Genomic DNA, 12,337 nt, shown 5'->3' with positions numbered 1-12,337 from the left:
CCGCGGCCCCGCCCGGCGCGCCGGGCCGCGGCCGCGGGGTTACCGTCGGCGGCATGGACGGTGATCGCCGAAGGTGGCGCCAGTGCTTGCTCGCCGGGGCGGTCTTCGCCGTGTGCATGGCCGGCACCACGCTGCCGACCCCCCTCTACGGCCTCTACCAGGAGAAGTTCGGGTTCTCCGAGCTGATGGTGACCGTGGTGTACGCCGTGTACGCCTTCGGGGTGATCGGCGTACTGCTGCTGGCGGGCAACGCCTCGGACGCCGTGGGCCGTCGGCCGGTGCTGCTGGCCGGCCTGGGCTTCGCGGCGGCGAGCGCCGTCTGCTTCCTGTGCGCCACCGGCATGGGGTGGCTGTACACGGGGCGGCTGCTGTCGGGTCTGTCCGCCGGGCTGTTCACCGGCGCGGCGACGGCGTACGTGATGGAGCTGGCCCCCCGCAGCGGCGCCTCGCGGGCCACGCTCGTGGCGACGGCCGCCAACATGGGCGGGCTGGGCTGCGGTCCGCTGCTCGCCGGGGTGCTCTCGCAGTACGCCCCCTGGCCCCTCCACCTGACCTTCGCCGTGCACCTCGTACTGGTGGCGGCCTCGGCCGGCGTCCTGGCGGGGCTTCCGGAGACCGTGGCGCAGCGGCGGCCGCTGAGCACCGTACGCCCGCAGCGGCCCGGCCTGCCCGCGCAGGTGCGGCCGGTGTTCGCGCCCGCGGCGATCGCGGCGTTCGTGGGCTTCGCCCTGTTCGGGGTGTTCACCTCGGTCAGCCCGGCGTTCCTCGCCCAGTCCCTCGACGTGCACAACCGCGCCGTGAGCGGGGCGGTCGTCGCGCTGGCCTTCTTCGCCTCGACCGCCGGCCAGCTGGCGGTGGGCCGGGTCGGGGTGGGGCGCTCGCTCCCGCTGGGCTGCGCCGGGCTCCTCGCCGGACTGGCCCTGCTCGCGGGCGCACTGCTCTGGGACCAGCTGGCGCTGGTGGTGGCGAGCGCGCTCGTCGGCGGCGCCGGGCAGGGGCTGGCGTTCCGCGGGGCGCTGTCCGCGGTGGCCGCGGCCTCCCCGCCGGACCGGCGCGCGGCGGTGATCTCGACGCTGTTCGTGGTGGCGTACGCGGGCATCTCGGTGCCGGTGATCGGCGTGGGGCTGCTGGCGGACCCGCTCGGCCTCGAGGGTGCCGGGCTGGTGTTCATCGCGTGCATGGCCGTCCTCGTCTCGGGCGCGGCCGCCTACCTCCTGCACCGGCCGGTACGGGCGGGGAGCACGTCAGGCCCGGCCTGACGGCCGGGCCTGACGGGAACAGCGGGTGGAACGGTGTGCCGGGATCAGACCGCCGGGACCGGGTAGGTCGGGTACTCCACCCCGGACACGTGCTGGACCACGCGGATGACCTGGCAGGAGTAGCCGAACTCGTTGTCGTACCAGAGGTAGAGGATGGCGTTGTCGCCGTCGACCTTGGTGGCTCCGGCGTCCACGATCGACGCGTGGCGCGAGCCGACGAAGTCCATCGAGACGGCGTCGGGGGCCGTGGTGAAGTCGATCTGGCGCTTGAGCGGCGAGTGCAGGGAGACGTCGCGGAGGTAGTCGAGGACTTCCTCGCGGGTGGTCTCGCGGCCCAGGCGCAGGCTGAGGATGGCGATCGAGACGTCCGGGACGGGGACGCGGATCGAGCTGCCGGTGATCGGCGCCTTGAGGTTGGGCAGCGCCTTGGCGACGGCGGAGGCGGCACCGGTCTCGGTGATCACCATGTTCAGCGGCGCCGAACGGCCGCGGCGGTCGGCCTTGTGGTAGTTGTCCAGCAGGTTCTGGTCGTTCGTGAACGAGTGGACGGTCTCCACGTGACCGCGCAGGACACCGTACTCGTCGTCCATGGCCTTGAGCGGCGGGACGATCGCGTTGGTGGTGCAGGACGCGCAGGACAGGATCCGCTCGTCCGGCTTGATGGTGTCGTGGTTGACGCCGTGGACGATGTTCGGGACGTCGCCCTTGCCCGGGGCGGTCAGGACGACCTTGTCGATGCCGGGGCGCAGGTGGTTCGACAGACCCTCCCGGTCCCGCCACTTGCCCGTGTTGTCGATGAGGATGGCGTCCTTGATGCCGTACGCCGTGTAGTCGACCTCGGAGGGGTCGTTGGCGTAGATCACCTTGATGCTGTTGCCGTTGGCGATGATCGTGCTCGTCGCCTCGTCCACGGTGATGGTGCCCTGGAACTGGCCGTGGATGGAGTCGCGGCGCAGCAGGGAGGCGCGCTTGACCAGGTCCTGCTCGCCGCCGCCGCGGACGACGATGGCACGCAGGCGCAGACCGTTGCCGGATCCGGCCTTCTCGATGAGCAGGCGGGCGACGAGGCGGCCGATGCGGCCGAAGCCGTAGAGGACGACGTCGCGGCCGGCGCCGCGCTCGATCTTGTTCTCACCGGTGGCGCCGACGACGGCCGAGGCGGTGAACTCCTCCACCGACAGGCCGCGGTCGTCGGTCTTGTACGCCTCGGCGAGCAGGGCGATGTCGATCTGCGACGGGCCGAGGTCGAGGGTGGTGAGCGCCTGCAGGAACGGCAGGGTCTCGGTGACCGAGAGCTCCTGGCCGGCGATCTGGCGGGCGAACCGGTGGGTCTTGAGAATGCTGACCACCGACTTGTTCACCAAGGATCGGCTGTGGACCAGGACCGTGACGTCCCGCTCCCGGTGCAGCTTCCCGATGATCGGGATCATCGACTCCGCGATCTCCTCGCGGTTCTTCCAGCTGGTGAACGAGTCCTCATTGACAGTCACAGGATTATCTTTCGAGCTAGGCGGTGCTCATATGCTAACCCGACGCCGCTGCGGCCCCTCAAGCGGTACCCGCACGGGCCGGGAACGTGCGCTTTGCGCCGTAAAGGTGCCCCTGGTTGCGGTGCTTTGACCTCAGAAGACGTTCCGGCGCCGCATCCCCATCGGGCGGCCGTCCGGGTCGACCAGGAGGCGGTTCAGCGGAGCCGCGAGCAGCCGCTGCGCGGCGGGCAGGTCCGGCGGAACGTAACGGCGCAGCCGGCCGGGCGGCCGTGGACCGCGGCGGCCGCCGGCGTGCCAGGCGTCCAGCGCGGCGGCCGAGGCCGCGAAGGCCTCGAACGCGGCCACCGGATCGAGCAGCACGCCCGCCGCCTCCCGGCCCGCCGAGCCCGGCACGCCCGGGTCGTCCCGCGGGTCCAGGTGCTCGCGCATGAGTTCCAGGCGCAGCTCCCTCGCGAAGGCCCGCGCCCCGTCGCCGAGGCCGCCCGGATCGCTCGGAAGCCGCGGGTCCGGGGTCTCGTCGTACACGGCGCAGCCGAGTTCGGAGTCGTGGGTCCACGAGCGGAGGTTGATGTTGTCGGAGCCCACGGAAGCCCACACGTCGTCGATCACGCACACCTTGGCGTGCACGTAGACCGGGGTTCCGGCGTGGTTCTCCAGTCCGTACAGCGCGACGCGCCGACCGCCGGCGCGGCGTAGCTCCTCCAGGGCGTTGATCCGCCCGATGAGGTTCATGGGCCCCGTGAGGCGGCCGTCCTGCTCCGGGACCGTGGGGATGACGGCGATCAGCCTCAGCCCCGGATGCCCGCGCAGCGCCCGGGCGAAGTAGGCCACGACGCGCGGGGACCACAGGTACTGGTCCTCCAGGTAGATCAGCGCCCGGGCCCGCCGCAGCGCCTTGTCGTACGCGCGCGCGATGCTGCGCTCGCCGTCGGGGGCGAAGGGGTAGCCGCTCAGCAGCCGGTTGGGGTAGGTCCGCAGCAGCTGGACGGTCTGCGTGCCGCAGGGCGCCGGGTCGGCGGCCTGCGGGGGCAGGCTGTCCGCGCGGCTGTCCTCGCGGTGCGCCAGCGACCGCAGCCGGGTGAGCGGACTGCGGCTGAGCGGTGAGGGGTCCTCCCACCGCTCGCGGAAGACGGCTTCGACGTCGCCCACGGCCGGTCCGCGCAGGGCGAGCTGGACGTCGTGCCACGGCGGGTGCGGCCCGTAGGCGGGGGCGAGCGGCAGCGACTGGCGGTCGCCGTGGTGCGCGGCGTCGTCGTTGCGGTTGTGGCAGAGGTCGACGCCTCCGACGTAGGCGATGTCCAGTCCGGGGCGGCCGGGGTGGCGCAGCACCACCAACTTCTGGTGGTGGGAGCCGCCGGGCCGCACCCGCATGTCGAGCAGGCACTCGCCGCCCGCCTCCTCGATCTCCTCGCCGAGGTGGCGGTTCTCCGCCTCGCTGAACTGCAGGCCGTCGAGGTGGGAGCGCCAGAGCAGCCCCTTGACGACGACTCCGCGCCCGGCCGCCCGGCTCAGGACCGTGCCGATCTCCGTGCCGGGCCCGTCGAGGCGCTCGTCGGGGTCGCCGCGCCAGTCGGTGAACAGCAGCAGGTCGCCCGCGCGCAGGGCGCGGATCTCCGCCAGCAGCTCCGCGAAGTACGCGGTCCCGTGGACCAGGGGCCGTACGTGGTTGCCCCGCGACCAGGCCGCGCCGTCCGGGCGGCGCCGGTCGAGGCGCGTCGCCGCGTTGCCCCGTTCGCCGGCGGCCAGCAGCCAGTCGGCGCCGCCGGGGCGGGCGGCGTCCGCCGGCCTCACGACCGGCCCGTTCCAGGATCCACCGCACTTGCTCCGATCGTGCGTGCCGCCATCCCAGGCTAGCCGCCGCCGGGGCGGGCGGCCGTCCGGTGGTGACCCGGGCCCGCGCGAGGTCGTGCTCCCGCGGGCCCGGGCGGTCGTCGGGCCGGTGCTCAGCCCACGGGGTGCGCTTCGGCGCTGCGCACCGGGGCCTGCTGCACGGCCGCCGCGCGGTTCCCGCGGAAGGGCACGTCGACCATCCGCCGCTCCGGGCCGCGCCGGCTCAGGAACAGGTAGCCGACGAAGGCGGCCGGGCCGAAGAAGACCTGGGCGGGGATGAGGCCGGGAGCGTCACCGGTGGCCGCGGCGATCAGGTGCAGGGCGGCGACCGGGGCCACGGCTCCGAACAGCACCACCAGGGCGATCCCGGTCCGCAGCCCCGGCTTCGCGTACGCCTTGTAGGCGGTGGTGGTGAAGAGGGCGTAGGCCAGCAGGTCACCCATGCCGACGACGGCGCCGAGGTCCTCGCCGATGCGCAGGCCGGCGGCCGGGGCGTACGGATACCCCTGGACGGCTGCGGCGAGCTCCTGGGTCAGCGGTACGACCCAGGCGAAGAAGGCGTCGTAGACGGCGAGGGCGAGCAGGAACCAGGCGACGTTCTTCAAGCGCATGCCGCCCTGGACGTTGAGATTGGTGGCGGAGACCACGACCAGTCCGACGACACAGCTGTTCGCCACCCAGTAGGGCGGGGCGGTCTCGCCGAAGGCGAGGTGGGTGACGAGCACGCTCGCGATCAGTACGGAGATCAGCGCCCAGCGCAGCCGGCCGTTGGCGATGAGGGGCTGGTAGCCGACGGACAGTCCGCCCGCGAAGACCAGGGCGAGCACGGCCGGGAGGACGGCGCCGGGGAGGGCGAGGTAGACGTAGGGCAGGGCCAGGACGAAGCCCATCATCATGAAGATGTCCCTGCCGTTGAAGACGCCGACGGGCGGCCTCGCGGCGCGTACGGCGCGGAAGTAGGCGATCGTGCCGACGACGACCGCGAGTGCCAGGACGGCGGTGGCCGCGATCTGGAAGAAGACCGTCATGCGTGGCTCCGGGTGAAGGTGTGCTCCAACAGGTCACAGCGGAGGCGGAAGCGGCGCGCGGCCTCCTCGTCGTCCAGCGGCAGGACCGTGACGCGCGCGTCGATGCCCCGGGTCAGCAGCCGCTCGGTCACCTCCGCCGCGGTGGCGTTCCGGGAGGCGACCTCCACGTGGAGCCGGCCGTCGGCGACCTCGGCCCGGTGGCGCAGGGGCCAGGGCATTCCGGGGGTGCCGTCCAGGGCCTCCACGATCTCGCGCGGCGTCACGACGGAATCGGCGGTGCGCAGCAGCGAGCCCGCCTTGCCGAGGATCTGGGAGACGGCGGGCACGGCCGCGAGTTCGCAGCCCGGTTCGCCGTCCAGGGTGCGGACCAGGTCGCCGGTGTTGTACCGCAGGACCGGCATGCACTCCCGGTAGGGGTAGTACGGGGTCACGGTCAGCTCCCCGAGCCGTCCGGGCCCGGCGGGCTCGCCCGTCTCCAGGTCGAGCACCTCGGTGTACCCCATGTTGGGGTCGATGTGCAGGTGGCGCTTGCTGCAGGTGCGACCGCCGACGGGCAGCAGTTCGGTCATGCCGAAGTTGTCGCCGATGGTCTCGGCCCCGAAGGTCTCGCGCAGGGCCCGGGCGAAGGCCGGGGACACGATCTCTCCGCCGGCGTAGATCGCCCGCAGGCCGAAGTCGTCCGGCCCGTAGCCGCGTTGCCGTGCGGCGGTGAGCATCCGGGCCAGGTAGCTGGGGTTGCCGGTGAGCAGGGTGGGCCGGGTCCCGTTGCGGCCGAGCAGGTGCTCGACGGATTCCTCCGGCGGGACCTGGCCCACCACGTGGCACGAGGCGTTGACCATCCGGCACACCTCGACGTCCTCCTGGACGGCGGCCGTCGCCCGGGAGCTGAGGTTGATCTGCATCCGGTCGCCGGGGCGGATGTCGCCGCGCAGCACGACGGACAGGGCGATCAGCGCGGGCCAGAGCTCCATCTCGTAGCGGGAGAGCCACATCTGCACGGGGCGGCCGGTGGTGCCGGTCGTCTGCGTCGCCAGGTAGGGGGTGCTGCACAGGAAGTCGGCGGGGCGCTCGATCAGGTCGGCCTTGCGGGTCACCGGGATCCGGGTGAGCGTCTCGGTGGTCAGCCCGTCGAGGTCGATGCCGGCGAGCCGTTCCCGGTAGAAGGGGGAGCGTTTGGCGAGTCTGTTCACGGTCCGCTGGAGTGCGCGGTTCTGCAGGTCGCGGCGCTCGTCCGGGTCGGCGAACGGTCCGTCGGCCAGTTCGTCGACGTCGTCGCCGAGCGAGCCGAACTCCTCCAGTGTGGCGAGCGCGTCGGCGACGAGCCGCTCCACGGCCCTGACGTTCAGCCGCCGGCCGAACACCATGGCCATCGCCACCCGGACCTGCCGGACACCGGTTTCCAGCACTCGTGCCTCCCTCAGGCGTCAAGAAAAGGGGTGGGGGCGGCATGCGCCCCCACCCCCCGAGACAGCGTCAGCTGGCAGAGCAGCTGCCGAAGAAGACGGCCGTCATGGCACCCATGACGTACTTGAACTGCTTGGCGCTGGTCTTGATCGCGCTCATCGGATCCTCCTTGTTTCGTTGCTGTGGGACGAACGCACGGTTGCCGGTGTGATACCGAAACGTTTCGTCCCCGGGCGACAACACCCTGGCGCGTTCGCAACACACGGGCAATGATCGGGTCCGTTCAACGGACCGGCGGAAGCGGAGGGCGACACCACCGTTCTCGCTGATGAGCCGGGACGAACGGGGAGTTACGGACCCATCCGACCGATGGGCTCCGTGCGAAAGGGGGACTCGCTCATGGCCAGATCCGGCGCAGAGGGGCGGGGTGTACTGGAGGGTGCGTTCGCCCTCATGGAGGTGCTCGCACACGGCGAGGAAGTCGGCCTGACCCGCCTGGCGACCGACGCCGACCTGCCGAAAGCCACGGCTCACCGGTTACTGGGGCAGCTGGTCGCACTCGGCGCGGTGCAGAGCCGATCGGGCCGCTACCGGCTCGGGCCGCGCACGTTCCGCCTGGGACAGGCCTGGCACCCCGCGCGCCTGCTGCGCGCGGCCTCGGCCCGGCCGCTGCGCGAACTCGCGGCCGTGAGCGGCCGGCTGAGTCTCAGCCTGTCGGTGCCCGAAGCGGGGCACACGATCATCGTCGGGGGCATCCGCGGCGAGGTGGACGAGGTCTTCCCGCTGCACTCCGGCGCCGTCCTGCCGCCCGGGAGCGCCGCGGAGCTGATCCTCGCGGCTTCCAGCCCGTCGGCCGAGCTGCCCAGGGGGTGGACGAAGCCGACGTGGACCCGTGAGGTCACACGGGCCCAGGAGCGGGGTCTCGCCTTCGAGTACGGCCAGTGCGTGAGCACGCTGTCGTGCGTGGCGGCGCCGGTGTTCTCCACATCGGGCCAGGTGGTGGCCGCCGTGGCGGCGACCGCCCTGGACGGCAAACAGATCGACCCGCTCGGTGAGGCCGTGGGCCGCGCGGCGGCGATGATCAGCGCCAACCTGACCAGGCTGCCCGCCTCCGCCCCCACGCCCGGGGCGCAGGTCCGGCACCCCGCGATGGCGCGTCCGCACTAGGCAGCGCGCGAGGACGCCATGCCCGCCCCTGCCGGGGCGGGCATGGCGTCGCCGGATACCGGAGGCCGCTCACCACCAGGAGCGGGCCATGCCCCACCTGTACGTCATGCGTCGGTGGGAACGGTCCCGCGGGCCGACGACCTGCCGGTATCCATGCCTGACGGTCGAGCCGCCGTCCGCGGAAACCGCGCTCGTGGTGACGTTGCCGGGGTGCGGCGCCGCCGGGGCGGCGAAGGCACTGGAGGAGACCGAGGCGCCGCCCGCGACCAGGGCGGTCGAGGCGGACAGCAGGACCAGACGCCGGGTCCAGGTGCGGGCCATGGGGATGCTCCTTGAAGGGGTTCGGGTGGGCCGCCTGACCTGCCGGGGCCGTGTCTCCATTGAGCCCCGCGCGGTCGCACCGCGTCATGCCGCTGGATCTCGGGGCTTGACAGCCGAGGGCCTGCGTCATCCGCGCGTCCGAAGGATCCCGGAAAACGGTCAGGGGCCGTTTCAGATTGCTCTGAAACGGCCCCTGATCTGCGACTCTTTCGAGTCGGGACGACAGGATTTGAACCTGCGACCCCTTGACCCCCAGTCAAGTGCGCTACCAAGCTGCGCCACGTCCCGATACCCGCTGACCTGGGGTTTCCCTTGGCCGAACGCGCATGAGAACGATACCGCATTTCTGTGGGTGGTCGCGCGCACCTTTTCTGCTACCGGTTCCACGTGGCCCGCCGGGGCAGCGGCGACCGGTCTTTCGCCGTACGGCGGCGCCGCGCGCTCAGCCCGCGTCGCCGGACAACTCCGGATGGGCCGCGACCAGCCGCTTCGGGGCCGCCTGGAGCCAGGAGTCGGTCAGGATGGAACGCAGCTCGGCCGCGTCGCCCAGGGCCTCCAGTCGGACCCGGATCCAGGCGTAGTTGTCGTCGTGGCCCGGCCGCATGAAGAACTTCTCCGGCTCCGCCGCGAGCAGCTCGGCCCGGTCCTCCTTGGGGCATTTCACCCCGATCGAGGTGTCGTCGTCGGCCAGCGCGACGAAGATCTTCCCGCCCACCCGGAAGGTCGGCATGCCCCAGGCGGGCTTCTCGCTGCTGTCCGGGAGCGACAGCGCGATCAGGCGGACGTCCTGCGCGGTCGTGGCCATCCCCGAGACTCCTCTCCAACCACCGGTGAACCCTCGTCCGACGACCGTAGCCCCCGCCACTGACAACGGCCCTCACCCCCTCCGGTCCGCCGCGCGGGCCTCCGCCCGGTCCTCGCGTTCGTGCACCAGCGCCACCAGTTCCGCGGCCAGCGCCTTGACGGCGGCGAGCCCCTGCGTCCCCCACCGCCGCGGCACCACGTCCACCGCGCACACCGTGCCGAGCACGATCCCGCGCCGGTCCGTCAGCGGCGCGCCCGCGTACGAGCGCACCCCGCTCCCGTCCACCACTGCGTTGCCCGCGAAGCGCGCGAAGTCCCGTACGTCCTCCAGCACCAGCGCGCGCCGCCGGACCACCACGTACGGGCAGTAGCCGTGGTCGCGGGCCAGGACCCGCGCCGGGTACCCGCGGGCCGGGGCTTCGGCCGTGTGGTGCAGCCCGGCGAAGAACTGCCGTTCCTCACCGATGAAGTTGACCCCCGCGTACGGGGCGTCGAGCACGTCGGCGGCCCGCCTCGCGAAGGCGTCCAGTTCGGGGTCCGTCCGCTCCCCCAGACCCAGCTCGCGCAGCCGGACGACGCGCGCGGGCGCCTCCCGGTCCACCGGCGTGAGCAGCAGGTGTCCGGTCGATTCGTAGTACGTCATGGCGGTTCCCCCGACTCCGAGGACGAAGAGCTGACTGTGGCGGTGGCGGTTGCTGGGGCTGCGGCTGCGGCTGCGGACATGCACAGGAGGTGCCGGACGAGGGCGGCCAGCGTCCCCGTGCCGGAACTGGTCAGGCGCGCGTCGCACCGTACGACGGGCACCTCGGGCCCGAGCCCCACCGCTTCGCGGACCTCGTCGGTCGTGTAGCGGTGGGCCTGATCGAACTCGTTGACGGCGACGATGAAGCCGATCCCGCGCCGCTCGAAGAAGTCCACGGCGGGGAAGCAGTCGGCGAGGCGGCGGGTGTCGGCGAGCACCACCGCTCCGAGGGCGCCCGCGCACAGTTCTTCCCACAGGAACCAGAAGCGGTGCTGTCCGGGCGTGCCGAAGAGGTAGAGCACGTGGCGCTCGTCCAGGGTGATCCGGCCGAAGTCGAGGGCCACGGTCGTGGTGGTCTTCGCCTCGACGCCGTGCAGCGGGTCGGCGGCCGCGCTGAGGTCGCTGAGCAGTTCCTCGGTGCTCAGCGGCTCGATCTCGCTCACCGCGCCCACGAAGGTCGTCTTGCCCGCGCCGAAACCGCCCGCGACCAGGATCTTCAGGGTCACGGGGGCGGGCGCGGGGGCTTCACAGTCGTTTGCGCAGGCCATCGAGCACCGCCCTCAGCAGTGACTGGTCGGTGGCGGCGAACGCGTCGCCGCCGATGCCGGGGAACCTCGGCGCCTGCACCATGACGGCCCCGTGTTCCATCAGGTCGGACAGCAGCACCTTCACCACCGCGGCCGGCAGCCGCAGCTGCCCGGCCACCTCGGCGACGGTGACCGCCGCGGCGCCCGCGCACAGCCGCAGCACGAGGGTGTGCTCGGGCCCGAGCGGGATCCGCGGGCGCACCCCGGTCGCGGTCACCAGCGAGAGCAGGTCGAGCGCGACGCCCGGCCGGGTCCGCCCGCCGCTGGCGGTGTACGGGCGCATCACCCGGCCCGCCGAGTCGTCGAGCCACGGCGTGTCCCGCCCCGCCGCGTACGCCCCCGTACCGCGCGCCCTCATCGCTCCGGGTCGGCGGCGGGCCGCCGCGGCGGGGCCGCCAGGTACGGACGTACGCTCTTGACCAGCATCGCCATCTCGTAGCCGAGCACCCCGACGTCGGCCTCGCGGTCGGCGAGGACGGCCAGGCAGGTCCCGGATCCTGCCGCGGAGACGAAGACGAGCGCGGTGTCGAGTTCGACGACGACCTGCCGTACCTCGGCGCCGTCCCCGAAGCGGGAGCCGGCGCTGCGGCCCAGCGAGTACAGGCCGGAGGCGAGGGCCGCCAGGTGGTCGGCGCTGTCGGCGTCCAGCCCGTGCACGCAGGTGACGAGCCCGTCGGCGGTGAGGAGTACGGCGCTGCGCGTGTACGGCACGCGCTGCACCAGGCCGCTGAGCAGCCAGTCGAGGTCCGAGAGCCGGCTGCCGGTCTTCGTCGCCACTTCGCCGCCCATGGGGATGTGCTCCTTGCTGAGGTGGTTTGTCGGGGTCATAGCTGGTTCTCCGACTGGGCGAGGCCGAAGCCCCGCTGGAAGGCGGCCATCAGGCCGGGATCGTGCAGCGGCTGCTCGGCGTCCGTGGCGGGCCGCGGTGCGGGCGCCTCGCGCAGTTGCGGCGCCAGATGCTGCTGCGCCCGCCGCCGGGGCAGCGCGGGCCGCTCCTCCTCGTCCCCGGGCTCGCCGGGCAGGCCCGCGCCGTAGGCCCACTGCTCCCCCTCGCTCATCTCGCCGGCCCGCTGAGCGGGCAGCGCCGCACCCCCGGCCGCGCCGGAGGCCGACGGCCCCCCTCGCCCCGGCAGGACCGGGGCTCCGGCCCAGGACCCGGCCACCGGCCCGCTCGCGGGCTCGCCGGAAGCCGTGTCCGCCGCTCGGGGAGCGAGGGTCGGTGCAGGGGCCGAAGATGCCGCCGACCCATCGGCGGCGGCCGGGAACCCGGCGCGCGCGGCTGCTTCGTGCCCGGGCTCGGACCCGGACCGGAACCAGGGGCCGGCCTCCGGCTCCGGCTGGGGCGCGGCCGCGGGCCCGGTCCAGGGCTCGGCCGCAGCCCTGGCCCCTGGAGCGCCCTCCAGCCACCTCAGCGGCCCGCCCCCGGTCGCAGGCCCGGGCCAGGACCCGGCCTCCGGCCCCGGCAGGGGCCCGGCCGGAGCCCCGGCCCGAGGCTCGGGCGCCGTACCGGGCACGGGCCCGGCCGGAGCTCCCGCTCGCGGAGCGGGGCCGGGCTCGGCCGGGGGGCGGGCCCCGCCGCCGTGTCTTATACACACGTCCGGGCCCACCCGAAAGGCCGAAGCACCCGAAGCCGCCTTTTGTCTGAAAACAAAAAACGAAATGGAAACAGGGAACGCAGAAACCCCGGGTGGAGGAGCGAAAAACC

The 12,337-nt window shown here is 73.1% G+C and carries 13 protein-coding genes and 1 tRNA gene; 2 read left to right on the top strand and 12 right to left on the bottom strand.

The genetic code is table 11. The annotated features are described in order from the left end of the window. Positions 1-53: 53 nt before the first annotated feature. Positions 54-1,259: an MFS transporter gene (locus PV721_RS10060; protein ID WP_319722524.1), complete on the top strand. Its 1,206-nt coding sequence runs from the start codon at positions 54-56 to the stop codon at positions 1,257-1,259. A 44-nt stretch (positions 1,260-1,303) separates the two neighbouring features. On the opposite strand, the gene PV721_RS10055 is transcribed toward PV721_RS10060, so the two are convergent. The 4 genes from PV721_RS10055 to PV721_RS10040 form a co-directional block, all read right to left on the bottom strand. Then, positions 1,304-2,749, bottom strand: coding sequence for a glyceraldehyde-3-phosphate dehydrogenase (locus PV721_RS10055; protein WP_319722523.1), 1,446 nt, complete (start codon positions 2,747-2,749; stop codon positions 1,304-1,306). A gap of 132 nt (positions 2,750-2,881) precedes the next feature. Next, on the bottom strand, positions 2,882-4,540 hold the full coding sequence (locus PV721_RS10050) for a phospholipase D family protein (RefSeq protein ID WP_319722522.1): 1,659 nt from the start codon (positions 4,538-4,540) through the stop codon (positions 2,882-2,884). A 152-nt stretch (positions 4,541-4,692) separates the two neighbouring features. Next, a complete protein-coding gene (locus tag PV721_RS10045) occupies positions 4,693-5,607 on the bottom strand; it encodes a hypothetical protein (RefSeq protein ID WP_319722521.1) in 915 nt (304 codons plus the stop codon). Beyond that, positions 5,604-7,013, bottom strand: coding sequence for a phenylacetate--CoA ligase family protein (locus PV721_RS10040; RefSeq protein WP_319722520.1), 1,410 nt, complete (start codon positions 7,011-7,013; stop codon positions 5,604-5,606). The genes PV721_RS10045 and PV721_RS10040 overlap by 4 nt, the downstream gene beginning before the upstream one ends. A 397-nt stretch (positions 7,014-7,410) precedes the next feature. On the opposite strand from PV721_RS10040, the gene PV721_RS10035 reads away from it, so the two are divergent. Continuing rightward, positions 7,411-8,178 carry an IclR family transcriptional regulator gene (locus PV721_RS10035; RefSeq protein WP_319722519.1) on the top strand — a complete coding sequence of 256 codons (768 nt, stop codon included), beginning with the start codon at positions 7,411-7,413 and terminating at the stop codon, positions 8,176-8,178. Positions 8,179-8,247: 69 nt separating this feature from the next. On the opposite strand, the gene PV721_RS10030 is transcribed toward PV721_RS10035, so the two are convergent. From PV721_RS10030 to PV721_RS09995, 8 genes are all read right to left on the bottom strand, one after another. After that, the gene (locus PV721_RS10030) at positions 8,248-8,499 is read right to left on the bottom strand and encodes a hypothetical protein (protein ID WP_319722518.1); all 252 of its coding nucleotides are present in this window, start codon (positions 8,497-8,499) and stop codon (positions 8,248-8,250) included. A 214-nt stretch (positions 8,500-8,713) separates the two neighbouring features. After that, positions 8,714-8,787: transfer RNA gene (locus PV721_RS10025), tRNA-Pro, on the bottom strand. 154 nt (positions 8,788-8,941) lie between these two features. After that, entirely contained in the window at positions 8,942-9,304 is a 363-nt protein-coding gene (locus PV721_RS10020; RefSeq protein WP_319722517.1) for an MmcQ/YjbR family DNA-binding protein, read from the bottom strand. 72 nt (positions 9,305-9,376) lie between these two features. Beyond that, positions 9,377-9,946, bottom strand: a complete 570-nt coding sequence (locus tag PV721_RS10015) for a GAF domain-containing protein (RefSeq protein ID WP_319722516.1) — start codon at positions 9,944-9,946, stop codon at positions 9,377-9,379. Beyond that, entirely contained in the window at positions 9,943-10,593 is a 651-nt protein-coding gene (locus PV721_RS10010; RefSeq protein WP_319722515.1) for a GTP-binding protein, read from the bottom strand. Before PV721_RS10010 ends, PV721_RS10015 begins: the two co-directional genes overlap by 4 nt. Beyond that, positions 10,571-10,990, bottom strand: coding sequence for a DUF742 domain-containing protein (locus PV721_RS10005; RefSeq protein ID WP_319722514.1), 420 nt, complete (start codon positions 10,988-10,990; stop codon positions 10,571-10,573). Before PV721_RS10005 ends, PV721_RS10010 begins: the two co-directional genes overlap by 23 nt. Beyond that, positions 10,987-11,421 carry a roadblock/LC7 domain-containing protein gene (locus PV721_RS10000; RefSeq protein ID WP_319722553.1) on the bottom strand — a complete coding sequence of 145 codons (435 nt, stop codon included), beginning with the start codon at positions 11,419-11,421 and terminating at the stop codon, positions 10,987-10,989. Before PV721_RS10000 ends, PV721_RS10005 begins: the two co-directional genes overlap by 4 nt. 35 nt (positions 11,422-11,456) lie before the next feature. After that, positions 11,457-11,690 carry a hypothetical protein gene (locus PV721_RS09995; RefSeq protein WP_319722513.1) on the bottom strand — a complete coding sequence of 78 codons (234 nt, stop codon included), beginning with the start codon at positions 11,688-11,690 and terminating at the stop codon, positions 11,457-11,459. Between the last annotated feature and the right edge of the window lie 647 nt (positions 11,691-12,337).

The sequence above is a fragment of the Streptomyces sp. MB09-01 genome, from assembly GCF_033794505.1.
Lineage (GTDB): Bacteria > Actinomycetota > Actinomycetes > Streptomycetales > Streptomycetaceae > Streptomyces.
The sequence above is the reverse complement of the archived record's forward strand: the minus strand, read 5'-3'. Positions and strand labels throughout refer to the sequence as shown.

Coding starts and splice junctions, on each gene's coding strand:
- PV721_RS10005 (WP_319722514.1), bottom strand. CDS start 10,990: ATGAGGGCGCGCGGTACGGGGGCGTACGCGGCGGGGCGGGACACGCCG.
- PV721_RS10000 (WP_319722553.1), bottom strand. CDS start 11,421: ATGGGCGGCGAAGTGGCGACGAAGACCGGCAGCCGGCTCTCGGACCTC.
- PV721_RS10010 (WP_319722515.1), bottom strand. CDS start 10,593: ATGGCCTGCGCAAACGACTGTGAAGCCCCCGCGCCCGCCCCCGTGACC.
- PV721_RS10060 (WP_319722524.1), top strand. CDS start 54: ATGGACGGTGATCGCCGAAGGTGGCGCCAGTGCTTGCTCGCCGGGGCG.
- PV721_RS09995 (WP_319722513.1), bottom strand. CDS start 11,690: ATGAGCGAGGGGGAGCAGTGGGCCTACGGCGCGGGCCTGCCCGGCGAG.
- PV721_RS10045 (WP_319722521.1), bottom strand. CDS start 5,607: ATGACGGTCTTCTTCCAGATCGCGGCCACCGCCGTCCTGGCACTCGCG.
- PV721_RS10035 (WP_319722519.1), top strand. CDS start 7,411: ATGGCCAGATCCGGCGCAGAGGGGCGGGGTGTACTGGAGGGTGCGTTC.
- PV721_RS10015 (WP_319722516.1), bottom strand. CDS start 9,946: ATGACGTACTACGAATCGACCGGACACCTGCTGCTCACGCCGGTGGAC.
- PV721_RS10030 (WP_319722518.1), bottom strand. CDS start 8,499: ATGGCCCGCACCTGGACCCGGCGTCTGGTCCTGCTGTCCGCCTCGACC.
- PV721_RS10020 (WP_319722517.1), bottom strand. CDS start 9,304: ATGGCCACGACCGCGCAGGACGTCCGCCTGATCGCGCTGTCGCTCCCG.